Here is a 24,693-nt window from a genome sequence, read left to right on the forward strand (position 1 = left end):
CGCCCCAAACCCATAAATCCAATTAGGCGTGGCCCTCGGGTCAGGTCGAATGAGTTCAGGAAGTCGTATGCCCGCCCGCAACATTCTGGTGATCAACTGCGGTAGTTCGTCGCTCAAGTTTGCCCTGGTCAATGAAAGCCAGGACACCTTCCCGCTGCAGGGTCTGGCCGAACGGCTCGGCAGCCCGGAAGCGGTCGTCCAGTGGCAGATCGGAGACACCAAGGAAACCCGTCAGATTCCGAACGGTGCCCACCGTGAGGCGCTGGAAGCGATCCTGCCGCTGGCCCAGGAAGTCGCCGGCGGGCAGCTGGACGGCATCGGCCACCGCGTGGTGCACGGCGGCGAAGACTTCACCGCCTCCTGCCTGATCGACGACGCCGTGCTGGAAGGCATCCGCGCCAACGCCCAGCTGGCGCCGCTGCACAACCCGGCCAACCTGATCGGCATCGAAGCGGCCATGGCGCTGTTCCCCGGCCTGCCGCAGGTGGTGGTGTTCGACACCGCGTTCCACCAGGCCATGCCCGATTACGCCTACCGGTACGCGGTGCCGGAGTTCCTCTACAAGGAACACGCGGTGCGTCGCTACGGCTTCCACGGCACCAGCCACCGTTTCGTCAGCAAGCGCGCCGCCGAGATGCTGCAACTGCCGGTGGATGACAGCTGCTGGCTGGTCGCCCACCTGGGCAACGGCTGCTCCACCTGCGCGGTGGTCAACGGTGAGAGCCGTGACACCAGCATGGGCCTGACGCCGCTGGAGGGTCTGGTGATGGGCACCCGCAGCGGTGACGTCGACCCGGCGCTGCACATCCATCTGACTCGCACCCTGGGCTGGACCATCGAGCAGGTGGACAACATGCTGACCCGCGAGAGCGGCCTGAAGGGCCTTTCCGGGCTGTCCAACGACATGCGCACCTTGCACGAGGCGCTGGAAAGCGGCCACGCCGGCGCCACCCTGGCCTTCGAAGTGTTCTGCTACCGCCTGGCCAAGTCGCTCGCCGGCATGGCCTGCGCCCTGCCGCAGGTCAACGGCCTGGTGTTCACCGGCGGTATCGGCGAAAACTCCGCCGCCGTGCGGGCCCGCACCATCGAGCACCTGAAAGTCTTCAACTTCGCGGTGGATGCCGAGGCCAACGCCCGGTGCACCCGGGGTGTCGCCGGCCAGATCCAGGCCGAAGGCAGCCCGCGCATCCTGGTGGTGCCGACCAACGAGGAGCGCCAGATCGCCCTCGATACCCTGGAACTGCTCGACTGATCGTCTGACGTGCCGACCGAAAACCCGATAGCCAGTGGCATCGGGTTTTCGTCATCTGGTCCACGCTTTTTTGCAGCAGAGGCATTTTCCTGCCTCCGAAGGAGACTCCATGCATACGCTGTTTCTCGCCCCCACCGGTTTTGGCGGCGGTCTCAACTCGATCAGCCTGGGGCTGGTCCGCACCCTGGAGAAGGCCGGCCTGAAGGTCGGTTACTTCAAGCCCATTTCCCAGCCATTCCCGGTCGACCAGGGCCGTGAACGCTCCTGCCTGCTGGTGGAGCGCACCCTGCAGCTGGAAGTGGCCGAGCCGATCAGCCTCGAGCAGGCCGAGCGCCAGCTGGCCAGCGGCGACGTGGATCTGCTGCTCGAGGACGTGGTCAGCCGCTTCCAGCAAGCCTCGGCCGGCAAGGACGTGGTGGTGGTCGAAGGCATGGTGCCGACCCGCGAGTCCAACTACACCCTGCGCCTGAACAGCCAGCTGGCCAAGAGCCTGGACGCCGAGGTGATCCTGGTCGCCGCCCAGGGCCGCGACAACCTGCAGCGCATGGCCGAGCGCATCGAGATCCAGGCCCAGCTGTTCGGTGGCATCAAGGAGCCCAAGCTGCTCGGTGTGATCCTCAACAAGGCCGAGGGCGAGCAGGGCCTGGCCGAGCGCCTCAAGGAATTTCTGCCGGCGCTGGGTGGCAAGGACTTCCGCCTGCTGGGCGCCATTCCCTTCAATGCCGAGCTGAACGCGCTGCGCACCCGCGACATCGCCGAGCTGATGGGCGCCAAGGTGCTCAACGCCGGCGAGGCGGAGCAGCGTCGCGTCACCGACATCGTGCTGTGCGCGCGCACTGTGCCGAACATCGTGCCGCTGCTGCAGAACGGCGTGCTGGTGGTCACTCCCGGCGACCGCGACGACGTGATCCTGGCCGCCAGCCTGGCCTCGCTCAAGGGCGTGAAGTTGGCCGGCCTGCTGCTGACCAGCGACTTCGCCCCGGATGCCCGCATCCTCGACCTGTGCCAGTCGGCACTGGACGGCGGCCTGCCGCTGCTCTGCGTGGCCAGCAATTCCTACGACACCGCCACCACGCTGCACGGCCTGAACCGCGAAACCCCGGCCGACGACATCGAGCGCGCCACCCGCGTCACCGAGTACATCGCCGCGCACCTGGACGCCGACTACCTGCGCGGCCATGTCAGCGCCCCGCGTGGCGAGATGCGCCTGTCGCCGCCGGCGTTCCGCTACCAGCTGGTCAAGCGCGCCCAGGACGCCAACAAGCGCATCGTGCTGCCCGAAGGCAGCGAGCCGCGCACCATCCGCGCCGCCGCTATCTGCCAGGAGCGCGGCATCGCCCGCTGCGTGCTGCTGGCCAAGCCTGACGAAGTCGCCCGCGTGGCGGCCGAGCAGGGCGTCAGGCTGCCGGCCGGTCTGGAGATCCTCGATCCGGACAGCATCCGCAGCCGTTACGTCGCGCCCATGGTCGAGATGCGCAAGAGCAAGGGCCTGACCCCGGAAATGGCCGACGAGCAGCTCAAGGACACCGTGGTGCTGGGCACCATGATGCTCGCCCTGGACGAAGTGGACGGCCTGGTTTCCGGCGCTATCCACACCACCGCCAACACCATTCGCCCGGCCCTGCAGCTGATCAAGACCGCACCCGGCTACAACCTGGTGTCCTCGGTGTTCTTCATGCTGCTGCCCGACCAGGTGCTGGTCTATGGCGACTGCGCGGTGAACCCGAACCCGACCGCCACCGAGCTGGCGGAAATCGCCCTGCAGAGCTCCGAGTCGGCCGTGGCCCTGGGCGTGCATCCGCGCGTGGCGATGATCAGCTACTCCACCGGCGATTCCGGCAGCGGCGCGGAAGTGGACAAGGTGCGCGAAGCCACCCGCATCGCCCGCGAGCGTGCCCCGGGCCTGCCGATCGACGGCCCGCTGCAGTACGACGCCGCCTCGGTGCTCAGCGTCGGCAAGTCCAAGGCGCCGAACAGCCCGGTCGCCGGCCAGGCCACCGTGTTCATCTTCCCGGACCTGAACACCGGCAACACCACCTACAAGGCGGTGCAGCGCAGCGCCTCGGTGATCAGCGTCGGTCCGATGCTGCAGGGACTGGCCAAGCCGGTGAACGACCTGTCGCGCGGCGCGCTGGTGGACGACATCGTCTTCACCATCGCCCTGACCGCCCTGCAGGCTGCCGCCCTGGATGCCCAGAAAGCCAAGGCCAAGGGCGAACTGATCGACGCCTGACGGTTTGCGACCTGACCAGCCCCGCTTCGGCGGGGCTTTTTTTTGCGTTAACGGGCGTGGCTTCGCGTGCTGCAAGGCAGCCGCACCGCCCTCGATAGACAAGGTGCCAGCCAGTGAGTAGCTTAAGGCCATCATTCAGGGATGGTTGTGCCGCGCATGGAAAGACTGCGGTGACCGTGTTCGAGGAGCAGTGCATGAACACCACGAAACTCAGTTCCCTCCTGTTCAAGGCTGGCGTAGTGGTAACCATGGTGGCGGTGGTCTGGTGGGGCCTGACCTACGGGCAGATGGCCGTGGACCTGGGCACCGGTTTCAACAAGGCGCTGACCTGCCTGTTTGCCAGCGGCGGCATGTGCGGCTTCACGGGCAGCCTCTCTGCGCTGGGCGGCGGAACGCCCTATGAGCCGCTGGTGTTCTGGCTGGGTGTCGCATTGCTAGCCGCCGGGCTCGTGCTGGGTTTCCTGCGCAAGCGCTGACTACCCACCCGGTCCGGGCTGTCACGGGAAGTACCGGTTGCTGATCTCTTCGGGCGAGGCGGTGGACAATACGTGCCGGGCCAGGCGCTCGGCGCCATACACCGAGAGGTGGTTGGAGTCCCGGTACCAGGGCGTGCCGTTGTCATCCAGGTGATTCAGCTGTAGCCCGGAGCGGGTGACCTCCCGGAACGGATCGATGAACTTGGTGCCCAGCCGGCGGCTGTAGCGCTCCAGGGTTTCGTTTTCCTCCCGGAAATCCGCCAGTGCGCGCACCTCGGTGGGCCGGCTGCCCAGGCCGAACAGGCGCGCATGGTTGGCGACCTTGTCGATGTCCACGTTGAAGCGCGGCATGCTGCCCACCAGCAGGATGGGGCGTCCCAGGGATTGCAGGCGCTGCAGGTATTCGCCGATGGCCATGGCGTAGCGCGAAGCGGATACCTGGTTCAGGCTGCTCCAGGCCTGCACCAGGATGAAGCCGTCGTACTCCCGTTCATGCTCGAACACGTAGTTGTAGACGCTCAGGCACTTGCGCTCGCGGTCGTGCGGGCCGCAGCCGCCGCTGGCGGCCAGGTCGACGCGGATGCCCGCCGCGCGTCCCAGGGTGTCGTAGAACTTGAAGTAATGCTCGGCGTAGGAGTTGCCAATGATCAGGTAGCGGCGCGGGCTCTCCCGGTCGCCACCCGGGCAGCCAAGGCTGACGAAATCCGGACACTGCTGCTTGTCGATGGAGTTGAACGCCAGCCGGGCCGGCGCCGCGTCGGTATCCAGGCGAAAGGGCGCGCCGTGGCTCAGGAAGATCGCGCCGAACAGCAGCGCGCCCAGTGCGTTGGGTACCGCACAGAAGCGCACGAAAGCCGGGCGGAACCCCAGCCGGGCATTCTTGATCGGCGTTTCGATGAAGCGGTAGGAGACCCAGGCCAGAGCAAAGGCTGCCGCCACGATGAGCAGCGCCTGGGCCGGCGCAATGCGAAAGCCGCCGTCGCCGAAGTCGAACAGGTAGCGGGTGAAGGACACCAGCGGCCAGTGCCACAGGTACAGCGAATAGGACAGCAGCCCGATGCCCACCAGGGGCTTGCACGCCAGCAGCCGGTACACGGGCCCCTCGCGTCCGCCGGCGAGCAGGATGGCGGTGGTCAGGCAGGGAATCAGCGCCGTGAAGGAGGGGAAGGGCAGGCTGGCGTCGTGCAGGACCAGGCTGGCCAGCAGCACCAGCAGGGCGGGCGCGGTAAGGCGAGCGTCCAGCGGCGGCAGGCGTCCTTCCGCCTTGAGCACCGCCAGGCCGGCGCCGATCAGCAGCTCGAAGGCGCGGGTGAACACGCTGTAGTAACTCCACTTGGCCAGGGTGCTGTCGCCCGACAGCCAGCTGGCGCCAGTTACCGACAGCAGCGCCAGTCCCAGCAGCACCGGCAGCAGCAGGCGCCGCCGCTTCGCCGCATCAGGCAGCAGTGCGAACAGTCCGAACAGGATGACCGGCCAGATCAGATAGAACTGCTCTTCCACCGCCAGCGACCAGGTGTGCAGCAGCGGCCACTGCTCGGCGTCGGTGGAGAAATAGTCGCCCTGGCGCAGCGCGTAGTTGAGGTTGGACACGAAGAACAGTGACGAGAAGGCCGACACCGCGTACTTCTTGAGGTCGTAGGGCAGCATCACCAGGAAGGCCACCAGTGTCACGCCCGTGAGCATGAACAGGTAGGCCGGCAGGATGCGCTTGATGCGCCGGCGGTAGAACTCCGCCCAGGAGAACTGCCCGGTGGACATCTCATTGAGCAGGATCGAGGTGATCAGGAACCCGGAAATGACGAAGAAGATGTCCACGCCCAGGAAGCCACCCGGCAGCCAGCGGTGGTCGAGATGGAAGACGAACACGGCGAGCACGGCCAGCGCCCGCAGGCCGTCGATACTGGGGTTGTAAGCGTTGGCTGCCATGCGCTGAAGGCTCCTGGTCAGTTCTCCGATGCCTGGATCAGGCTCTGCACCCAGAGCGTCGCGGCGGCATCCAGTCCCTCCGCGGAGAAGTGACAGCGGTCCGGCAGCCGGTAGCGGGGCTCGATGAGGGTGTCGGTGTTGGGCCCGCGCAGCACGCCGGGCAGTTCGCGGATCAGTCGGTCCTGCACGGCCAGCAGCTGTGGGTCCACCGAATTGCCGCAGTAGGACGCCTGCGCCAGGTAGAGCGGGGCGGTGATGCCGTCACGCCGCAGCTGTTGTTCGAAGGCCAGGAACGCCCGGCGGTAGTCGCCGGCCTGGCGGTGCCGATGGTTGGCTTCGCCCTGGTGGACGAGAATCGCGTCCACACGCCCCAGTTGCTGTTGCAGGGCGGCGTATTCGTGCACCAGGTAGTCGTAGTAGGGCGGTCGGCTCAACTGCTCGAGGGTCTTGCCGTTGGCGCCGGCCAGGGCGAAGACCGCGCCGGCGTAGGCGGTCTGCTCCACCAGCCGATCGCCCACCCGTCCCCACACGCTGCCCTGCTGACCCTGCCCGCCCAGGGCGGGGTCCTCATAGCGATACAGCACGCCGTTGTGGAAATTCAGCACGTTGTGGCGCGGCACGTAGCCGATCTGCCCCGAATTGACCGAGTTGGACTGCCCGTAGGTCAGGAAGATGGCGTAGCCGGCGGTGTCCAGGCCGAGCACCGTGGCGCGGCCGCTGGCGTTGGAAAAGCGCGAGGCATCCTGCACCAGCAGACCCTTGAAGCGGTACAGCTGCGGGCTGTTGAACACGAAGAACAGGGCAACGGCGTTGGTTGCCAGCAGCAGGCCGATGATGGCCAGGTAGCGGGGATGGGCGCTGCGCATATCGGCGTTCCGTGCGGTCGGGCGCCACGACACGGCTGCGCTTTCGGGATCAGGTTGTCTGATCGTCGGGGAGGGGAAAAGTTTGGCCGGAAGCGGGCAACAGGGGAGTGGCCAAACAAAAGCGCCGCCCCGGAGGGCGGCGCTTGTCTAGATATCCGGCCCGCGAGGGCGGGATAGCAGGCTTACAGGCTCTTGGAGATGGAGAAGATGAAGTGGTCGTCGTTGCCATCGATATCGTTGCTGGCGTAGGTCAGGCCCAGGTCCAGGCCAGCCAGGGTCTTGCTGACGCCCAGGCTCCAGTCGACGTAGTCGTCGCCGGCTTCTTCGTTGTCGTCGAACTTGGTCTGGCCGACCGAGGCGGACAGGCCGAAACCGGCCGGCAGTTCCAGATCGTAACCGACGTAGTAATACAGCTGTTCGGTAGCGTCGGTACGGTACTTCACACCGACGGTGGCACCGTAGGCACTGAGGCTACCCAGGTACTCCACGTCATCTTCCCAACCAGTGCGCGGGTAGGTGTAGGTGGCCACGGAGACATCGAAGGACACATCTTCGGTGAGGTTGCCGCCGTAACCGAGGTAGTAATCGATCTCGACGCCAGCGCCCTTCTCCTGCATGTCATCCATGCTGGAGCCCCACATGCCGATGTACAGGCCGCTTTCGTGGGCGATATCCAGGCTGCCCTGGATAGTGCCGGCGCCGCCATTCAACGAGGTGCCACGGGACACGTAGTCAGTAACGAATGTGGCGGTCATGCCCACATCGAACTTGCCCACCGGGCTGTCGACGGACTCCGCGAAGGCCGCACCGCTCATGACTGCCGAAGCTACTGCAACTGCGAGGGAAAGTTTCTTAAGCATGCTCTTGCTCCATGTCGCTTAGTTATTTGAGGGTGGGCCCCTCGATTTATAAAACCAGTGGCTATTGGTCTTATTTCAACCGGGACTAAGCATATCCCTTGCCAAGTTCGAAAAAAACCGTGCAAACCCGGGATTCAGAGCCTCCTTTGACGAATTCGAGGTTTTCGACTAGCCCAGCGCTGCTCTTTTTTGGTGCGCGATCTTGCGCTCAAAGCGCGACGATCATGGCGTTAAGCCACGGCTGGCGTGGGCTGGCTGGATTGGGCAGTTGCGGTGCATGCGGTCGAGAGGCGGCAGGTTGCCGAGGCGCGGGGGTCATGCAACCCGGACCGGCGAGACGGTCCGGTGGACGCCAGCGGTGTACAATGCGCGCCGTTTTTCGTCGAACCCGTCCGCATCCGTGCGCGGACGGCGCTCCGGACCTGCCCACAAGGACACTTATGAGCCACGACACACTGCACGCCGGGCCGCTTACCCGTGGTCTGAAGAACCGCCACATCCAGTTGATCGCCCTGGGTGGCGCCATCGGCACCGGCCTGTTCCTGGGCTCGGCGGGCGTCATGAAAAGCGCCGGTCCCTCGATGATCCTCGGCTATGCCATCGGCGGTTTCATCGCCTTCCTGATCATGCGCCAGCTGGGCGAGATGATCGTCCAGGAGCCCGTGGCCGGCTCTTTCAGCCACTTCGCCCACAAGTACTGGGGCGGCTATGCGGGCTTCCTGTCCGGCTGGAACTACTGGGTGCTGTACGTGCTGGTGGGCATGGCCGAGCTGACGGCGGTGGGCAAGTACGTGCAGTTCTGGTGGCCGGAAATTCCCACCTGGGCCACGGCCGCGGCCTTCTTCGTGCTGATCAACCTGATCAACCTCAGCAATGTGAAGGCGTTCGGCGAGGCCGAGTTCTGGTTCGCCATCATCAAGGTGGTGGCCATCCTGGCCATGATTGGCCTGGGCATCTATCTGCTGGTCACCGGTCTGGGCGGTGAGCAGGCGTCCATCACCAACCTGTGGGCCCACGGCGGCTTCTTCCCCAACGGGGTGACGGGTCTGGTGATGATGATGGCCATCATCATGTTCTCCTTCGGCGGCCTGGAACTGGTGGGCATCACCGCCGCCGAAGCCGCCGAGCCGCGCAAGGTGATTCCCAAGGCCATCAACCAGGTGGTCTACCGCATCCTGATCTTCTACATCGGCGCGCTCACCGTGCTGCTGGCCCTCTATCCATGGGACAGCCTGGTGGCCGAACTCAATGCGGCTGGCGATCCCTACAGCGCCAGCCCCTTCGTGCGCATCTTCTCGCTGATCGGTAGCGACACTGCCGCCCACGTGCTCAATTTCGTGGTGCTTACCGCAGCGCTGTCGGTCTACAACAGCGGCGTGTACTGCAACAGCCGCATGCTCTACGGTCTGGCTGAACAGGGTGACGCGCCGCGTGCCCTGATGAAGGTGAACCGTCGGGGTGTGCCGGTGCTGGCCATCGGCGTTTCCGCGCTGGTGACGCTGCTGTGCGTGCTGGTCAACTACCTGGTGCCGCAGAATGCCCTGGAAATGCTCATGTCCCTGGTGGTCGCCACCCTGGTGATCAACTGGGCGATGATCAGCCTCGCGCACCTGAAGTTCCGCAAGGCCATGCTGGCCCAGGGCGTGGCCACGCACTTCAAGGCGCTCTGGTCGCCCCTGGGCAACTACCTCTGCCTGGCCTTCGTGGTGTTCATCCTCGGCATCCTGCTGCTGATTCCGGGCATCCGGGTCTCGGTTTACGTGATTCCCTTCTGGTTGCTGCTGATGTGGGTCGCCTATCGCGTGCGCCTGAAGGCGGGTGACCCGCCGTCACAGCGCTGATCTGCTGCTTTAGCGGGCGCCTCCGGTCGCCCGCTTTGTTTGAAGTCCTGCCTTTTTGCAGGGTTTTTCCCTTCCGTTTCCCGGTTTTTTTGCTCGCCAGCCCTAAAGTCTGCGGTTTTGAAGTCGATTAGTTGGCGTCAACTTTTGCTGGTGGCGTGGGTCGCCCCGCGAAATCGCTACGGGAGCGAGAAAACATGAATGGCATAGGAAGTGTTCTGGCGAACATGGGGGTCGGCCGCAAGCTGCGGATCGGCTTCGGCCTGATCATGCTGCTGACGCTGGCAGTGGCCGGTACCGGCTACTACGCCCTGAACGCCGTCCAGGAACGGGCCAGCCAGATGCAGGCGATCGCCGCTATCGAGCGCGCGGTGGTAGAGGCGTATGCCGCCGAGATCGATTACGAGTCGAATCGCAAGGATCAGGCGCTGCGCAAGGTGCGTGACAGCCTGGCGTCTGCGGCCACGCAGAGCGAGGCGTTGGCGGGAAAACTGGAGGGCGAGGCCCGCCAGCGCATCCTGGCGATTGGTGACGACGCGCGTGCGTTCGTTGTGCAGTTCGACGCGGTCGTAGAGAACTTCAAGGCCGCCGTCCTCCAGCGCCAGCGCATGGAGGAAGCCGCTAACGAGGCCCGTGACGAATTCAGCCAGATCGAACTGGAAATGTACGATGCGGTTCGCGAACTGCGCCTGCAGGGTGACCGGCTCAGAGGCAGCGATCCGCTGACCCTGGCGGAGACGGCCTCGGGCCTGAACCAGCGCATGATGGACCTGCGCCTGGCGGAGTTGCGCTACATCCACTTCTTCCGCGAGGAGTTCCTGCAGAACTGGCAGGACCTGTACGCCGAGCAGCAGCGGATCTCAAACAACCTGATCCACTGGCTGGACGATGAGCGCAAGGAAGGTCTGCGTACGGGGCTGCGGTCGCTGGAGCTCTATCGCCAGGCCTTCGAGGAGTTCCGGCAGGCCCGTGACACGCGCCTTGCCAGCAGCGAAGAGATGGGCCGCATCGCCGCCCAGGCGGTCGCCCGGGCTCAGCAAGCGGCAGCCAGCGCCGCGCAGGCGATGGACGCACAGATCACCCGCGTGGCCTTGTTGCTGGCGGGCTTCACGCTGGCCGCGCTGGTGCTGGCCGCGGTGGCCGGTGTGCTGATCACCCGCTCCATCCTGCAGCCGTTGCGGCAGACCGTGGAGATCGCCCGGCGTGTGGCCGAGGGCGACCTGCGTTACGAGAGCAGCGTGAGCCGTCGCGATGAGCTGGGGCAACTGCAAAGCAGCATGGCCAGCATGACGGCCAGCCTGCGTACCCTCGTGGGGCACATCGAGGACGGCGTGCAGCAGATCGCCAGTTCGTCCGAGGAGCTGGCAGCCGTGACCACCCAGACGAGCACCGGCATGCAGTCCCAGCGCCAGGAAACCGAGCAGGCGGCAACCGCCATGCACCAGATGGCCCTGACCGTGCAGGAGGTGGCGCGCAACGCGGAGCAGGCTTCGCAGGCCGCCCATGAGGCGGATAGCGAGGCCCGCCAGGGCAATCAGGTGGTGCAGCGGGCGGTCGGCCAGATCGGCGACATGGCCCGCGAGGTGGAGGAGACCGCGACCGTCATCCAGAGCCTGCAGGCCGAAAGCGGGCGAATCGGCAGTGTGCTGGAGGTGATCCGCGCGGTCGCCGAGCAGACCAATCTGCTGGCGCTCAACGCCGCCATCGAGGCGGCCCGTGCGGGTGAGCAGGGTCGCGGCTTCGCCGTGGTGGCCGATGAGGTGCGCGCGCTGGCGCTGCGCACCCACGACTCCACCGAAGAGATCGAAACCTTGATCGCCAGCCTCCAGGAGATGTCCGACAAGGCGGTGACGCGCATGGAAAGCAGCCGGCGCCTGACCCAGGACACCGTCGAGCTGGCGGGAGCGGCGGGTGGCGCCCTGCAGCGGATTGCCCAGGCGGTGGCCAACATCGAACAGATGAACCAGCAGATCGCCGCCTCCGCCGAAGAGCAGAGCGCCGCCGCCGAAACCATCAGCCAGAACATGGTGCGCGTGCGCGACATCGGCGTGCAGACCGCTGCCGCCGGCGAGCAGACCGCCGCCTCCAGCAACGAACTGGCCCGCCTGGGCGTCGAACTGCGCGAGCTGGTGGCGCAGTTCAAGCGCTGAGAGAACGCGCGCGGACGTGGCCAACGGCGTTCTGGCCACCTTCGCCCGGCGCGGCGCGCCTTGCTGCGCGTTGGTGGATCGGTGAAGCGCGATCCACCCTACGGGTCTTGCGCCCCCAGACCGGGAAGCACGCCACCGGCGGGCCTTGCGCTGAGCATCAGCGCTCCAGCTCGGCCGCCCATTCGCCCAGCGGCACCGGGGTGTGGGGTTGCCAGATGCGGGTCAGCAGTTGGCCGAGTCGTTCGGCATCGCCCCGCAGGCTGGATTGCCGTTCTACCCAGCGGATGGGCTGCCAGTCGCCGTCACGCCATTCGGCGAGGGCGAAGCGGAACGGGTGGTAGCCGGTCATGCCCAGACGCAGGTCAGTCACCACCAGCTGGTCATCGATGCGGTCGTAGCGCAGCACCCCCTGGGTGAACCACTCCAGGCGCGCGTGCTGGGGCGAGTCCTGCAGGTGGGTACGCCAGGCGGTGCCGCGCGGCAGGGGCTGCAGATGGGGCGGCTGCCGGTCGAACCAGCCGACCAGCGCTTCGTGATATTGCTCGCCATCGAGCACCAGCACCCGCCAGAGCAGCGCATTGAATGGCGTCGGCGTGCTGAACAGGCGTTCGGGGGTGATGCCCTGCCGGTCGAGCGCGTGTAGCACTCGGCTTTCGGCCATCTGCTTGCCGGCCAGGGTGAAGGCGAGATACAGGCTCGACAACCCCAGCGCCCAGTAATGCCAGCGCTGGCGGCCTTCGGCGAAGCCGGAAATGCCGGTGACCAGCACCGCGGCCAGCAGCGGCAGGGTGTACAGCGGGTCGATGATGAAGATGCTCGACCAGGCCACGGGTGGAGTGTCCAGCGGCCAGAACAATTGCGTGCCGTAGCTGGTGAAGCTGTCCAGCAGCGTATGGGTGGTGAGCACCAGCCAGACAGTGAGGAACAGCCGGGTGCCGGAGTAGCCCGGGTGGGGTCGCCAGCGTCGCGCCAGCCAGGCGATCAGCAGCGCCGCGCCGGTGAGCACGAACAGCGAGTGGCTGAAGCCACGGTGATAGGTCATCCGGGCCACGGCGTCGCCGTAGTCAATGACCACATCCAGATCCGGCAGGGTGCCGAGCATCGCGCCGTACACCAGCGCCTTGCGGCCTTGCCAGCGACCGAGCAAGGCAGCCTGCACGCCGGCGCCGAGTACGGCCTGGGTAATCGAATCCATGGAAGCGCCCATAACGAAGGGTGCATTACTTTACCACCGCCTTGTCGTCGGGAATTTCATCTCCCTTTGACTTTCGACAGGTCCTGGCCCCGGCCTGGGGGGTAGCCTCGGCAGGTGGTGTGTTCAACCCGGAATTCCAAGATGAAAGTTATCCAGCGCACCTACTGGGTGCTGTTCGCGGTCATCAGCCTGCTCTGGTGGTTGGCTGATGATGTCCTCGCTGCGCGCGGTTTTTTCCCGCTGCGCTCTTCGTTGGTCAACTTCTCAGGACTGCTGGCCATGGGCGCCATGAGCCTGGCCATGTTGCTGGCGGTGCGCCCGGCGCTGCTCGAGCGGCGGCTGGGTGGCCTGGACAAGGTCTACCGGCTGCACAAATGGCTGGGGATCAGCGCGCTGGTGCTGAGTGCCATCCATTGGGGCTGGGCGCAGATACCCAAGTGGCTGGTGGGCTGGGGGCTGCTGGAGAAGCCGGCGCGCAAGGGTCTGGGCGCACCGCAGGAAGGCATCCTCGGCTGGTTCCATAGCCAGCGCGGCCTGGCCGAGAGCATCGGCGAGTGGGCCTTCTACGCGGCGGTGGTGCTGATCGTGCTGGCGCTGGTCAAGCGTTTCCCGTACCGCTACTTCTTCAAGACCCACCGGTTGCTGGCACTGGTCTACCTGCTGCTGGCCTTCCACGGCCTGGTGCTGATGAAGCCGGAATACTGGGCGGCGCCGCTTGCTCCGTTGTTCGCGCTGTTCATGCTGCTGGGCTGTATCGCCGCAGTGGTGTCGCTGACCCGGCGCATCGGCCTTCGGCGGCGGGTGCTGGGCGAAGTGCTGGAGCTGGAGCGCCATCCGGACAACCGGGTGCTGCGTGTGACCCTGCGCCTGCAGGACCGCTGGCCAGGTCACGAGGCCGGACAATTCGCCTTTGTCACCTTCGATCCGCAGGAAGGCCCGCATCCCTTCACCATCTCCTCGGCGTGGCGTGAAGACGGCCTGCTGACCTTCCTCATCAAAGCCATCGGCGATTACACCGCTGCCTTGCCGCAGCGCTTGAAGCTGGGTGACCAGGCGGTGGTGGAAGGCCCCTATGGTCGCTTCGATTTCCAGGGGCGCAAGGCGGCGCAGATCTGGATCGGGGGGGGTATCGGCATCACCCCGTTCATCGCGCGCTTGCAATGGTTGGCCAAGCAGCGGCGCGAACAGGCGGTGGACCTCTTCTATTGCACCAGCGAACCGGATGAGGCCTTCATCGCCCGGTTGCGCCTGCTGGCCCGGCAGGCCGGCGTGCGTCTGCACCTGCTGGTGTCCCAGCGTGACGGCCGCTTGACCCCCGAACGCCTCTGCGAGGCGGTACCCGGCTGGCGCGACGCGGATGTGTGGTTCTGCGGCCCGCTGGCGTTCGGAAACAGCCTGAGGCAGGGACTGGTGGAACGCGGCATGTCGGCCGAGGACTTCCACCACGAGCTGTTCGACATGCGCTGAGCGTCAGACCGGGATGCCATTGCGCAGCCCGGCGGCGTGGCGGGCCAGCTCCTCGGTACGTGCCGCCATGATGAAGTCGTTGTGGTGCAGGCCGCCGATCTTGTGGGTCCACCAGGTCACGGTGACCTTGCCCCACTCGGTGAGCAGCGCCGGGTGATGGCCCTCGGCCTCGGCGATCTCGCCAACGGCCTGGGTAAACGCCAGGGCCTGCTGGAAGTTCTGGAAACGGAAGACTTTCTCCAGCTGCATCACACCGTTGCGATCCTGGATGCCCCAGTCCGGCAGTTGCTGGAGGAGGGCCGCCCGCTCGGCATCGGTAACCTGTGGGGCATCGGCGCGACAGGCTTCGCAGTGGGCTTTGCTCAGGTCGGACATGCGGGGCAGCTCCTTGTCTCGGCCGGACGGCGGCCATGGGTGAACGAGAGGTGGCGAGGGCGCACAGCTCATGGACCATGGGCAGTGTGCGCCCGTTCCCCCCGGCACCCAGGGTGTCGATACGCGGTGTCAGCGGCTCATGAGGTGCCTGGCCAGGGCCGCGTAGGCGGGCAGCGAGGTGGGGTCGCTGGCGGCGTTGGCCGCCACCGGATGGCTGGCAAAGCGGGCGATCACCATCTCCGCCGCCGGGTCGATATACAGCGCCTGGCCGTACACGCCCCGGGCCATGAAAGCGCCGTTGGGGTTGTGCGTGACCCACCACATGTTGCGGTAGCTCCAGCCCTGCAGCAGGTCGTAGCCGGCCTTGGCGAAGTCCTCGCGGCTCGCCCCGGCGCGGATGTCGTCCACCACGGCCTGGGGGATGACCTGCTGGCCGTTGTGGCGGCCACCGTTGCGCATCAGTTCGCCGAAGCGGGCGAGATCGCGCAGGCCGGCATTCATGCCGCCGCCGGCGAAGGGGGTGCCTGAGGCATCGACCGAGATATAGGCGTCCTGCTCCGCGCCCAGTCGGCTCCAGACGCGCTCCGACAGCAGCTGCGCCACCGAGCGGCCGCTGACCCGGGCGATGATCCAGCCCAGCGCGTCGGCATTGGCCGTGCGGTAGTGGAAGGCTTCGCCATGCCGCCCCTCCGGGCGCACGGTTTGCAGGAATTCGTAGTAGGAGCGTGGCCCCTGGTAGCCCTCGGGTTTGGGCAGCGGGTTGCCGGCTGCGGCATGCGCCCACACTTCGGCGTTGGGGTCGGCGTAGTCCTCGCTGAAGCGGATGCCGGTGGTCATGTCCATCACCTGGCGCACCGTGGCGTCGCCGAAGGCGGAGCGGGCCAGCTCGGGGACGTAGTCGGCCACCTTGCGCTGCGGGTCCAGCGTGCCCTCGGCTACCAGCAGCGCGGCCAGGGTGCCGGTGAAGGTCTTGGTGATCGACATGGCGCCATGCTGTCCGGCCGGGGTGAGCACGCCAAAGTAGCGTTCGTAGACCACCCGGCCCTTGTGCAGCACGAGTATGCCGTCGGTGTAGTTGGCCAGCAGGGAGTCGGCCCAGGTCATCGGCTGCTCACTGCCCAGCGGCAGGAAGGTCAGCGCATCGATGTCAGTGCGCAGGGCGCGTTCGAGCGGGGCCGGTGCGTCGAGCCCGCGGGAGATATTCATCGTCGGCATCAGTTGCCGGAAGTTCGACACGCTCCAGCGCAGCTGCGGAAAGCGGAAATAGCTGCCGTCGTCGAAACGCACCTGGCGTTCCGGCGGCGGTGGCGAGCCGACCATCCAGCCCAGGCGGGCGGGGTCGCTGGCGATGGCATCGGGATACGGCTCGGCGGCGCTGGCGGGGCCGGACAGCAGGGCGCAGGCCAGGCCGGCGTAAAGCATCTTGAAAGGGATTGGCGCAGGCATATCGAACTTCCGGGCGTGGCTGGTGGCGGCAGTGTAGCCGAGTGCGCCTGCCTACAGCCCGCGCAACCACTCCGGACGCAGGCCCGCCTGATCGGGCTGGCGGATGGCGTGGCGCACCTGTTCCAGCAGGCGCGCCTTGTCGGCGCCGAGGGTGCCCTTGAGGACCAGGTAATTGGAGGCGTGGTCGCTGCGGAACAGGGTGTCCTTCAGCTCCAGGGCGTCGAGCAGGCGCTCGGTCTCCTCGAACAGCTCGCGCGGGTTCAGCGGCGTGAAGTCGGGGAAGTTCGCGAGGAAGCGCTCCATGCCCTGCGGGAAACTGACCACCAGGGTGGCCAGGAACTCCGGCTGGGTGGCGTTGATCAGTCGGGCGGAGTTGAGGGCGTGCTGGCGGCTGAGGCTGCGGCCGCCCAGCCCGTTGAGCAGCATCACCGAGCGCTGGATGCCGGCTTCGCCGGCCTTCAGCAGTGCGTCCCGGGTGCTTTCGTGGGTCTCGCCCTTGTTGACACGGGCCAGCACCTCGTCATCGCCGGATTCGGCCCCGACATAGATCATGGCCAGACCGGCTGCGCGCAGCGCCGCGAGCTCCGTCACCGACTTGCGCTTGAGATTGCGCGGCAGGCAATAGGCCGTCACCCGCTCGACCGTTGGCAGGTGGGTACGAATGGCCTCCAGGATGCGCAGCAGGCGGTGGGTCGGCAGTACCAGGGCATCGCCGTCGGCGAGGAACACGCGCTGGGCGATCAGGGATTCGCCGCAGCGGCGGATCTCCTCCAGCACCTCCTGCTCGTCACGGGCGCGGAATTTCTTCTGCGGCGCCGTGTACATCTCGCAGTAGGTGCATTGGTTCCAGGAGCAGCCATTGGTTACCGGCAGGATCAGCGAGTGGGCCTCGCTGGGCGGACGGAACACCGGCTCGATGTAATGGATGGGAAAGCGCTGCATCGTCGTGTCGCACGAAGAGGAGAGGGTGCGCAGCTTAGCGCCTGCGCACCCGAAGCGAAACGCAGGACCCGGTCAGTTGCCCGGGTAGCGGGCGATCACTTCCTCGCGGCCATTGCGGGCCAGGCCGATGACCTCGTAGGCGTCCTGGCGGCCGCCCATTTCCATGCCCGGCGAGCCGATCGGCATGCCGGGGACGGCCAGGCCGCGCAGGTCGGGGCGCTTGCGCAGCTCCAGCACCTGCTCGGCCGGCACATGGCCTTCCACGAAGCGGCCGTCGATCAGCGCGGTGTGGCAGGAGGCGAGGCGCGGGGGCACGCCATGCTTCATCTTCACCGCCACCATGTCGGGCTCGACGTGGTCGCGTACCGTGAAACCGTTGTCCTCGAGGTGGGCGATCCAGTCCTTGCAGCAGCCGCAGTTGGCGTCGCGATGGACGTCGATGACCAGTTGATCGACCACGGCCTCCTCCTGACAACCGCCAAGGAGCAGCAGGGTGGTCAGGGCGCCGAGGCGCAGGCTACGGGAGAAGCGTTGACGCATGGAAAAATCCCCGATTAAACGAAATGGATAGATCAGCCGCAGCAGCCGCCACAGCAGCTGCCGCCGCTCTTGCGGCCGCCGGCCAGGCGGGCCGGATAACCGGCATCGTCGAGCGCGGCGATCAGCGCGGCGCTGTCTGCGTCACCGGAGATGCGTACGCGACCACCGGCCAGATCGACCTCGACGTTCTGCACCCCGGCCAGCGGGCGCAGGGCCTCGTCGACGTGCTTGGCGCAGTTGCCGCAGGTCATGCCTTCAACCATCAGTTCGATAGCAGTCATGGAAAATACCTCAAAGTGCAATGCCGGGGCGTTATCCTCGTCCTTGCCACCGTGGCAAGGTCAAGCGCCGGCGGGTGGGGAAGTGCTGCGTAGTCTGCTGCCGCCCGCCGGTTTTGGGCATGATCTCCATCAAGTCGCCGCGCTGGCCTATGATGCCGCCGTCTTACAAGGGAGCCTGTCGATGCAGTCGAGCGAAACGGCCCGGTCCGATTCCTGGTGGACCGTGTTCAAGGTGTTTCTGCGCCTGGGGCTCACCTCCTTCGGCGGTCCGGTTGCTCATCTGGGCTACTTCCATGCGGAGTTCGTGCGGCGGCGTCAGTGGTTGAGCGAACGCGGTTACGCCGACCTGGTCGCCCTCTGCCAGTTCCTGCCCGGTCCGGCCAGCAGCCAGGTGGGCATCGCCGTCGGCCTGGCGCGGGCGGGATATCGCGGGGCGCTGGCCGCCTGGGCGGGCTTCACCCTGCCTTCGGCGCTGCTGCTGATCCTGTTTGCCCTGGGCCTGGCGGCGTGGGGCAGTGTGCTACCGAGCGGGCTGTTGCACGGGCTCAAGGTGGTGGCGGTGGCGGTGGTGGCCCAGGCGGTGTGGGGCATGGCGCGGGTGTTCTGCACGGACCGCGTGCGCCTGGCGCTGATGCTCGGCGCGGCGGTGGTGCTGTTGCTGTGGTCTTCGGCGCTTGGGCAGGTCACGGTGATTCTGCTGGCGGGGCTGCTCGGCCTGCTGCTGTTCAAGCCCGATTCGGCCGAGGCGCATCAACCGCTGGGCATTCTGGTTAGCCGGCGCACGGCGGTTTTCCTGCTCGCATTGTTCTTCGTGCTGCTGCTGGCGCTGCCGCTGCTGGCGCAGCTGTGGCCGCTGCCCTGGCTGCAGCGCGTCGATGCCTTCTACCGGGCCGGCGCGCTGGTGTTCGGCGGTGGTCATGTGGTGCTGCCACTGCTGCAGGCCGAGGTGGTCGGCAGCGGCTGGGTGGGCAGCGAGGCCTTTCTGGCCGGCTATGGTGCCACCCAGGCGGTGCCCGGTCCGCTGTTCACCTTTGCGGCATTTCTGGGCGCGGCCATGGAGCAGCCGCCGACCGGGTGGCTGGGCGGGTTGCTGTGTCTGCTGGCGGTGTTTGCGCCGTCCTTCCTGCTGGTGATCGGCGCATTGCCGTTCTGGGAGCGCCTGCGCGCCAACCGGCATACCGGGGCGGCGCTGCAGGGGGTGAACGCCGCCGTGGTCGGCGTGCTGCTGGCGGCGCTCTACGATCCGGTCTGGACCAGCGCCATCCTCGGCCCGGCCGACCTGGCTCTGGCGCTGGCGGCCTTGCTGGCGCTGATGGTGTGGAAACTGCCGCCCTGGCTGCTGGTGCTGGGCTGCGGCCTGGCCGGTTGGGCACTGGAGGTACTGCTGTGAACAAACAGGTGGGAACCGCATGGCGCCGCGGGTGGTTGCCGGGCATGTGCGCCCTGCTGCTCTGCGGGTGTGGCGGCCTGCCGACCCTGGAGACGCGTACCGCGTCACAGGCGCTGGGCGAAGAGGAATCGGCTGGCACTGCGCTGGGCCGGGCGCTGGCCCCGGAACTGGCGGCCCATCCCGGACTGAACGGCATCTGGACGCTGGCCGACGCCCAGGACGCCTTCGCCGCCCGGGTGCTGCTGGCCCGCACTGCCCAGCGCACCCTCGACGTGCAGTATTACATCTGGCGTCAGGACATGACCGGCACGCTGCTGTTCGAGGCGCTGCACGAGGCGGCCGAACGGGGTGTGCGGGTGCGCCTGCTGCTGGACGACAACAACACCCGCGGCCTGGATGCGGCCCTGGCGGCTCTGGATGCGCACCCCAACATGGAGGTGCGGCTGTTCAATCCGTATGTGCAGCGCAAGGTACGGCTATTGGGCTTGCTGACCGATTTTTCACGCGCCAACCGGCGCATGCACAACAAGTCGTTCACCGCCGACAACCAGGCGACGGTCCTCGGCGGGCGCAACGTCGGCGACGAATATTTCGGTGCTACCGACGGGGTGCTGTTCGCCGATCTCGACGTACTGGCCGTCGGACCGGTGGTCAAGGCGGTGTCGGACGATTTCGACCGCTACTGGGCCAGCGATTCCAGCTACCCGGTGGCTGGCTTGCTGCCCGCCGTGGATCCCACGCATCTGCGCGAGCTGGTCGAGCAGGCGTCGTTGATCGAGCGCGATCCGGCCGCTGCGATGTATGTCGAGGCGGTGCGCAACAGTGACTTCATCCGCCGGCTGTTCGAGCAACGCCTGGACCTGGAATGGGCGCCGGTGCGGCTGGTCAGCGACGACCCGGCCAAGGGGCTCGGCCTGGCGCCGCGCGAGGCGCTCTTGCCGCACCAGTTGAAGGAAATCCTCGGTACGCCCCAGCAGCATCTTCAGCTGGTGTCGCCTTATTTCGTTCCGACCCGCAGTGGCGTGGAGGCGTTTGCGGCGATGGCGGCGCAGGGCATCGATGTGCGGGTGTTGACCAACTCGCTGGATGCCACCGACGTGGCGCCGGTGCACGCCGGCTACGCCAAATGGCGCAAGGCGCTGTTGCAGGCCGGCGTGGAGCTGTACGAGATGCGTCGTACTGCCCCGGACCACGAGCCGCCGCCGAAAGGCGGGCCCTTCGGTAGCTCAGGCTCCAGCCTGCATGCCAAGACCTTTGCGGTGGACGGGCAGCGGCTGTTTGTCGGTTCGTTCAACTTCGATCCGCGCTCAAGCCACCTCAACACCGAGCTGGGTCTGGTGATCGATAGTCCACGTCTGGCGGAGCAGATCCGTTCGGCCTTCGAACAGGCGGTGCCCGCCAATGCCTACCGGGTCCGGCTCGACGAGGCGGGACGGCTGTACTGGCAGGAGCAGGCGGGGCCGCAACAGCGGGTCTATACCCAGGAGCCGAACAGCGGCCTGCTCAAGCGTGCCGCAGTGCGGGTGCTGTCCTGGCTGCCGATCGACTGGCTGTTGTAGGTGCGGTAGGATCGTCGCCCTACCGGGCCGGCGCGTGCTGCTGATGCTGGCCGCCATGGCCCATCAGCCAGTCCTGGTGCGGTCCGGGCAGGGTCCACAGGCCAAACAGGATGACCAGCAGGCCGCCGGCGATGCGCACGCCACGGCGGCGCAGCAGCGCAGTGATGCGCTCGGCGGCCAGGCCGGTGGCCAGCAGCACCGGCCAGGTGCCCAGGCCGAAGGCGAGCATCAGCAGCGCGCTGTCCAGTGCATCGCCCTGGCTGGCCGCCCACAGCAGGGTGCTATACACGAGCCCGCAGGGCAGCCAGCCCCACAGGGCGCCCAGCGTCAGCGCCTGCGGCAGGCCATGCACCGGCATGAAGCGCCGGGTCAGCGGCTGGATGAAACGCCAGAGGCCCTTGCCCAGCGCCTCGATACGCGTCAGCCCGCTCCACCAGCCGGCCAGGTACAGGCCCATGGCGATCAGCAGCAGCGCGGCGACGACGCGCAAGGCCGTGGCCGCCGGACTGTTGGCCAGCGCCCAGCCGCCCAGGCCGAGCAGCAGGCCGGCAGCGGCGTAGCTGAGGACGCGACCGAGGTTGTAGCCCAGCAGCAGTTGCAGGCGGCGGCCGCGTTGTTCCGGCGGGATGGCCAGGGTCAGCGCGCCCATCAGGCCGCCACACATGCCCAGGCAGTGTCCACCGCCCAGCAGGCCGAGGATGAACGCGGAAATCAGTTGCGGCGCGAGTTCAGGCACTGGGCTTGTCCTGGTCCTTGCCGGCATCCTGATCCGCCTTCTCGACCCCGGCCTTGTGGTTGGGATCGTCGTCGTCGAACAGGATGCTGTGGGCCGGGCTGTCGAGGTCGTCGTACTGGCCGCTGTTGACGGCCCAGAAGAACAGCCAGATGGCCAGGCCGACCACGATGACGGCCACGGGAATCATGTAGTACAGGGCGGCCATGGGATACCTCCGGTAGAGAGCGCTCAGTGGGCGGCTTCGGCAGGCTGGCGGGCCAGGCGCAGGGCGTTGACCACCACCAGCAGCGAGCTGATGGACATGCCCAGCGCGGCCCACGCCGGCGTGACCCAGCCGACGGCGGCGAAGGGCAGGATAAGGCCGTTGTACAGCATTGCCCAGCTGAGGTTCTCGATGATGATCCGCCGGGTGCGGCGCGCCACGGGCAGGGCGCGGGTCAGGCTGTCCAGGCGGTTGGACAGCAGCACCGCGTCGGCGCTGGTCTTGGCCAGGTCGGTGGCCGAACCCATGGCCACACTGATGTCGGCGGCGGCCAGCACCGGCACGTCGTTCACCCCATCGCCCAGCATCAGTACCTTGCGGCCTTCGGCATGCAGCTGTTTGAGCTCGGCGAGCTTGTCGTCCGGCGTCAAGCCGCCACGGGCGTCCTCGATGCCGAGCTGGCGGGCGATCTCGCCGACCATCGGCGAGCTGTCGCCGGACAGCAGCAGGATGCGCCAGCCGCGGGCGCGGCAAGCGTCCAGCAGGGCCGGAGCATCGTCGCGCAGGCGATCATCCAGCACCAGCCAGGCCAGCGGGCCCTGTTCGTCACCGAGCAGCAGCCACTGGCCGTGGTCGCCAGGAATCGCCGGCGCGGGCTGGCCGGCGAGGGCGCTGACGAAATCCGGCTGGCCGATGCGCAGGCGGCGCTGTTCGACCACGCCTTCCAGGCCCAAGCCGGGGTGGCTGTCGACCTGCTCGGCGGCCTGGGCGGCGCGGCCGAAAGCTTTGGCGATGGGGTGTTCGGAGCGGTTCTCCAGGGCGGCGGCCAGCCCCAGGCACTGGTCGGCATCCAGCTCGCGCAGCGGGTGGATGCCCCGCAGGGTCAGGCGCCCCTCGGTCAGCGTACCGGTCTTGTCGAAGATCACCGTGTCGATCTGGTTCAGCCCTTCCAGCACGTGGCCCCGGGTGAGCAGCAGACCGAGCTTGTGCAGGCTGCCGGTGGCGGCGGTGAGGGCGGTCGGCGTGGCCAGCGAAAGGGCGCACGGGCAGGTGGCGACCAGCAGGGCCAGCACGATCCAGAAGGCCCGGTCACTGTCGATCTGCCACCAGACCAGGCCGACTACGGCGGCCGCCAGCAGCACGCCGATCAGGAACCAGTGGGCGACCTGGTCGGCCAGTTCGGCCAGGCGCGGTTTCTCGCTCTGCGCGCGCTCCAGCAGTCGCACGATGGCGGACAGCCGGGTGTCGTCGCCCAGCGCCTGCACCTCGACGGTCAGCGGCCCTTCCACGTTCAGAGTGCCGGCGGTGACGCTGTCGCCGACGCCGCGCGGTTGCGGCAGGTATTCGCCCGTGAGCAGGGATTCGTCAACGCTCGACTGGCCGCTGAGGATGCGTCCGTCGGCGGGCAGCAGAGCGCCGGGTTGTACCAGCACGCGGTCGCCGATGCGCAGCTCGCTGAGCAGGATGCGCTGCGACTGATCCTGTTCATCCAGGCGCAGGCAGGACGCCGGCAGCAGGTTGACCAGTTGCGCGGTGGCCGCCGCCGTGCGCTCGCGGGCGCGGCGTTCCAGGTAGCGGCCGGCGAGCAGGAACAGGGCGAACATGCCCACGGCATCGAAATAGAGTTCGCCTTCGCCGGTCAGCGTCGACCAGATGCCGGCCAGGTAGGCGCCGCCGATGGCCAGCGATACCGAGACATCCATGGTCAGGTGTCGGGTGCGCAGGTCGCGCAGCGCGCCGCGGAAGAACTGGCCGCAGCAGTAGAAGACGATGGGAGTGGTGAGGATCAGCGCGGTCCAGCGCAGGATGACGTGGAAGCTGTGCGACAGGTCGAGGTTGAACTCCGGCCAGGTGGCCATGGTGGCCATCATCACCTGGAACCACAGCAGGCCGGCCACGCCGATCTGCTTGAGGGCGCGGCGGTTTTCCTCGGCCAGCGTCTCGGCCGCGCGGTCGGGACGGTAGGGGTGGGCCGCGTAGCCGATGCGCCGCAGGCTCTGCAGCAGTTCGCTGAGCGGCACCTGGCTGTCGGACCAGCGTACTTGCAGGCGATGGTTGGAGAGGTTCAGGCGCGCCTCGGCCACCGCTGGCAGGCCGCGCAGGTGTTTCTCGATCAGCCAGCCGCAGGCGGCACAGCTGATGCCTTCGACCAGCAGGGTGGTTTCCGCCAGTTCGCCTTCATGCTGCACGAAGGGCTGCTGCACCTCGGCGCGGTCGTAGAGCGCCAGTTCGTCGGTGAGCACCTGGGGCAGCGCTTCGGGGTTGGCCGAAGGTTCGCTGCGATGGCGGTAGTAGCTCTCCAGGCCGCCGCCGACGATGGCTTCGGCCACCGCCTGGCAGCCCGGGCAGCAGAATTCGCGGCTTTCGCCCAGCACGGGCGCGACAAAGCGGCTGCCGGCAGGAACCGGCAAGCCGCAGTGGAAGCAGGGAACGAGACTGCTCATCGGGGCGGAATCAGTTTTCCAGCGTGAGCGGCTGTCCCGGGATCACTTCCTTCTCCACATACAGGCGCCAGGGTTGGCCACCTTCCTGACCCAGCAGCTCGACGAAGCGGCGGCCGGACACGCTGTCCTGCAGGAAGCCCTGGTAGAGGCCGTCACCCTTCGGTTGCAGGATGACGCGGCGATCCTTTTCGGCCTGGGTCGGCGAGATCAGGTTCAGTTCCAGCTGCTGCGGGTTGCTGAAGCCCACCAGCTGCAGGTTGGCGGTACCGGTCTCGTCGTCCAGGGTCAGGGTGGCCGAGAGGTTCAGCTTCTTGGCCAGCTTTTCACGCTCCAGCGAGGCATTGATGCCCTTGCCGACGTCGTAGTAGTTGGCCACCACCGGGACGTCGGGGTTCATCGTCGCGAAGGTCAGCAGGCCGAGACCCAGAACCACGGCGAACGCCAGGATGGCAATGACGAACCAGGCCCAGAACTCCTGGTACCAACGACTTTCGGTTTTCGACTGCATGCGGAAC

The 24,693-nt window shown here is 67.1% G+C and carries 21 protein-coding genes and 1 pseudogene; 9 read left to right on the top strand and 13 right to left on the bottom strand.

Going from position 1 to position 24,693, the window contains the following annotated elements:
- Nucleotides 1–67: 67 nt before the first annotated feature.
- The 3 genes from PT85_RS02995 to PT85_RS03005 all read left to right on the top strand — a co-directional run bounded on the left by PT85_RS02995 (nucleotide 68) and on the right by PT85_RS03005 (nucleotide 3,961).
- The gene (locus PT85_RS02995; RefSeq protein ID WP_039605875.1) at nucleotides 68–1,252 is read left to right on the top strand and encodes an acetate kinase; all 1,185 of its coding nucleotides are present in this window, start codon (nucleotides 68–70) and stop codon (nucleotides 1,250–1,252) included.
- A 109-nt stretch (nucleotides 1,253–1,361) separates the two neighbouring features.
- Entirely contained in the window at nucleotides 1,362–3,485 is a 2,124-nt protein-coding gene (gene pta / locus PT85_RS03000) for a phosphate acetyltransferase (protein ID WP_027589851.1), read from the top strand.
- Between the two features lie 194 nt (nucleotides 3,486–3,679).
- On the top strand, nucleotides 3,680–3,961 hold the full coding sequence (locus tag PT85_RS03005; RefSeq protein WP_139182045.1) for a hypothetical protein: 282 nt from the start codon (nucleotides 3,680–3,682) through the stop codon (nucleotides 3,959–3,961).
- 21 nt (nucleotides 3,962–3,982) lie between these two features.
- Here the strand turns inward: PT85_RS03005 and PT85_RS17455 are convergent, their stop codons facing one another.
- The 3 genes from PT85_RS17455 to PT85_RS03020 form a co-directional block, all read right to left on the bottom strand.
- Nucleotides 3,983–5,887 carry an acyltransferase family protein gene (locus PT85_RS17455; protein ID WP_052237588.1) on the bottom strand — a complete coding sequence of 635 codons (1,905 nt, stop codon included), beginning with the start codon at nucleotides 5,885–5,887 and terminating at the stop codon, nucleotides 3,983–3,985.
- Nucleotides 5,888–5,904: 17 nt separating this feature from the next.
- Entirely contained in the window at nucleotides 5,905–6,753 is an 849-nt protein-coding gene (locus PT85_RS03015; RefSeq protein WP_039605876.1) for a sialate O-acetylesterase, read from the bottom strand.
- Nucleotides 6,754–6,935: 182 nt separating this feature from the next.
- Complete coding sequence (locus tag PT85_RS03020) at nucleotides 6,936–7,613, bottom strand: TorF family putative porin (protein ID WP_027589848.1); 678 nt, start codon at nucleotides 7,611–7,613, stop codon at nucleotides 6,936–6,938.
- A gap of 440 nt (nucleotides 7,614–8,053) precedes the next feature.
- On the opposite strand from PT85_RS03020, the gene PT85_RS03025 reads away from it, so the two are divergent.
- The 3 genes and pseudogenes from PT85_RS03025 to PT85_RS18460 all read left to right on the top strand — a co-directional run bounded on the left by PT85_RS03025 (nucleotide 8,054) and on the right by PT85_RS18460 (nucleotide 11,601).
- Nucleotides 8,054–9,454, top strand: a complete 1,401-nt coding sequence (locus PT85_RS03025) for an amino acid permease (RefSeq protein ID WP_027589847.1) — start codon at nucleotides 8,054–8,056, stop codon at nucleotides 9,452–9,454.
- A 266-nt stretch (nucleotides 9,455–9,720) separates the two neighbouring features.
- Nucleotides 9,721–10,743, top strand: a pseudogene (locus tag PT85_RS18455) (HAMP domain-containing protein); the annotation flags it as partial.
- A gap of 102 nt (nucleotides 10,744–10,845) precedes the next feature.
- Nucleotides 10,846–11,601 carry a methyl-accepting chemotaxis protein gene (locus PT85_RS18460; RefSeq protein WP_407681070.1) on the top strand — a complete coding sequence of 252 codons (756 nt, stop codon included), beginning with the start codon at nucleotides 10,846–10,848 and terminating at the stop codon, nucleotides 11,599–11,601.
- Between the two features lie 157 nt (nucleotides 11,602–11,758).
- Here PT85_RS18460 and PT85_RS03035 read toward each other — a convergent pair whose 3' ends face one another.
- The gene (locus PT85_RS03035) at nucleotides 11,759–12,796 is read right to left on the bottom strand and encodes a metal-dependent hydrolase (protein ID WP_039605977.1); all 1,038 of its coding nucleotides are present in this window, start codon (nucleotides 12,794–12,796) and stop codon (nucleotides 11,759–11,761) included.
- A gap of 141 nt (nucleotides 12,797–12,937) precedes the next feature.
- Here PT85_RS03035 and PT85_RS03040 point away from each other — a divergent pair, with 141 nt between their 5' ends.
- Nucleotides 12,938–14,263 carry a ferredoxin reductase family protein gene (locus PT85_RS03040; protein ID WP_039605878.1) on the top strand — a complete coding sequence of 442 codons (1,326 nt, stop codon included), beginning with the start codon at nucleotides 12,938–12,940 and terminating at the stop codon, nucleotides 14,261–14,263.
- Between the two features lie 3 nt (nucleotides 14,264–14,266).
- Here PT85_RS03040 and PT85_RS03045 read toward each other — a convergent pair whose 3' ends face one another.
- The 5 genes from PT85_RS03045 to PT85_RS03065 form a co-directional block, all read right to left on the bottom strand.
- Complete coding sequence (locus PT85_RS03045; protein ID WP_027589843.1) at nucleotides 14,267–14,638, bottom strand: 4a-hydroxytetrahydrobiopterin dehydratase; 372 nt, start codon at nucleotides 14,636–14,638, stop codon at nucleotides 14,267–14,269.
- A 129-nt stretch (nucleotides 14,639–14,767) separates the two neighbouring features.
- Nucleotides 14,768–16,084: a serine hydrolase domain-containing protein gene (locus tag PT85_RS03050; RefSeq protein ID WP_039605879.1), complete on the bottom strand. Its 1,317-nt coding sequence runs from the start codon at nucleotides 16,082–16,084 to the stop codon at nucleotides 14,768–14,770.
- A 51-nt stretch (nucleotides 16,085–16,135) separates the two neighbouring features.
- The gene (locus tag PT85_RS03055) at nucleotides 16,136–17,026 is read right to left on the bottom strand and encodes a radical SAM protein (RefSeq protein ID WP_039605880.1); all 891 of its coding nucleotides are present in this window, start codon (nucleotides 17,024–17,026) and stop codon (nucleotides 16,136–16,138) included.
- 72 nt (nucleotides 17,027–17,098) lie between these two features.
- Nucleotides 17,099–17,566, bottom strand: coding sequence for a DUF411 domain-containing protein (locus tag PT85_RS03060; protein ID WP_039605881.1), 468 nt, complete (start codon nucleotides 17,564–17,566; stop codon nucleotides 17,099–17,101).
- A 32-nt stretch (nucleotides 17,567–17,598) separates the two neighbouring features.
- Entirely contained in the window at nucleotides 17,599–17,847 is a 249-nt protein-coding gene (locus PT85_RS03065) for a heavy-metal-associated domain-containing protein (protein WP_039605882.1), read from the bottom strand.
- A 181-nt stretch (nucleotides 17,848–18,028) separates the two neighbouring features.
- Here PT85_RS03065 and chrA point away from each other — a divergent pair, with 181 nt between their 5' ends.
- Nucleotides 18,029–19,237: a chromate efflux transporter gene (gene chrA, locus PT85_RS03070; protein WP_039605883.1), complete on the top strand. Its 1,209-nt coding sequence runs from the start codon at nucleotides 18,029–18,031 to the stop codon at nucleotides 19,235–19,237.
- 44 nt (nucleotides 19,238–19,281) lie between these two features.
- The gene (locus tag PT85_RS03075; protein ID WP_039605884.1) at nucleotides 19,282–20,796 is read left to right on the top strand and encodes a phospholipase D family protein; all 1,515 of its coding nucleotides are present in this window, start codon (nucleotides 19,282–19,284) and stop codon (nucleotides 20,794–20,796) included.
- A gap of 19 nt (nucleotides 20,797–20,815) precedes the next feature.
- On the opposite strand, the gene PT85_RS03080 is transcribed toward PT85_RS03075, so the two are convergent.
- From PT85_RS03080 to PT85_RS03095, 4 genes are read right to left on the bottom strand one after another with little or no spacing between them, the layout of a single operon-like run.
- Nucleotides 20,816–21,532 carry a sulfite exporter TauE/SafE family protein gene (locus tag PT85_RS03080; protein ID WP_039605885.1) on the bottom strand — a complete coding sequence of 239 codons (717 nt, stop codon included), beginning with the start codon at nucleotides 21,530–21,532 and terminating at the stop codon, nucleotides 20,816–20,818.
- The gene (ccoS, locus tag PT85_RS03085) at nucleotides 21,525–21,737 is read right to left on the bottom strand and encodes a cbb3-type cytochrome oxidase assembly protein CcoS (protein WP_027589835.1); all 213 of its coding nucleotides are present in this window, start codon (nucleotides 21,735–21,737) and stop codon (nucleotides 21,525–21,527) included. Before ccoS ends, PT85_RS03080 begins: the two co-directional genes overlap by 8 nt.
- Nucleotides 21,738–21,760: 23 nt before the next feature.
- Complete coding sequence (locus tag PT85_RS03090) at nucleotides 21,761–24,178, bottom strand: heavy metal translocating P-type ATPase (RefSeq protein ID WP_039605886.1); 2,418 nt, start codon at nucleotides 24,176–24,178, stop codon at nucleotides 21,761–21,763.
- 10 nt (nucleotides 24,179–24,188) lie between these two features.
- Nucleotides 24,189–24,686 (bottom strand): FixH family protein, encoded by a 498-nt coding sequence (locus tag PT85_RS03095; RefSeq protein ID WP_027589833.1) that lies wholly within the window; start codon nucleotides 24,684–24,686, stop codon nucleotides 24,189–24,191.
- Between the last annotated feature and the right edge of the window lie 7 nt (nucleotides 24,687–24,693).

Source organism: Pseudomonas flexibilis (assembly GCF_000806415.1).
GTDB classification, from domain to species: domain Bacteria; phylum Pseudomonadota; class Gammaproteobacteria; order Pseudomonadales; family Pseudomonadaceae; genus Serpens; species Serpens flexibilis.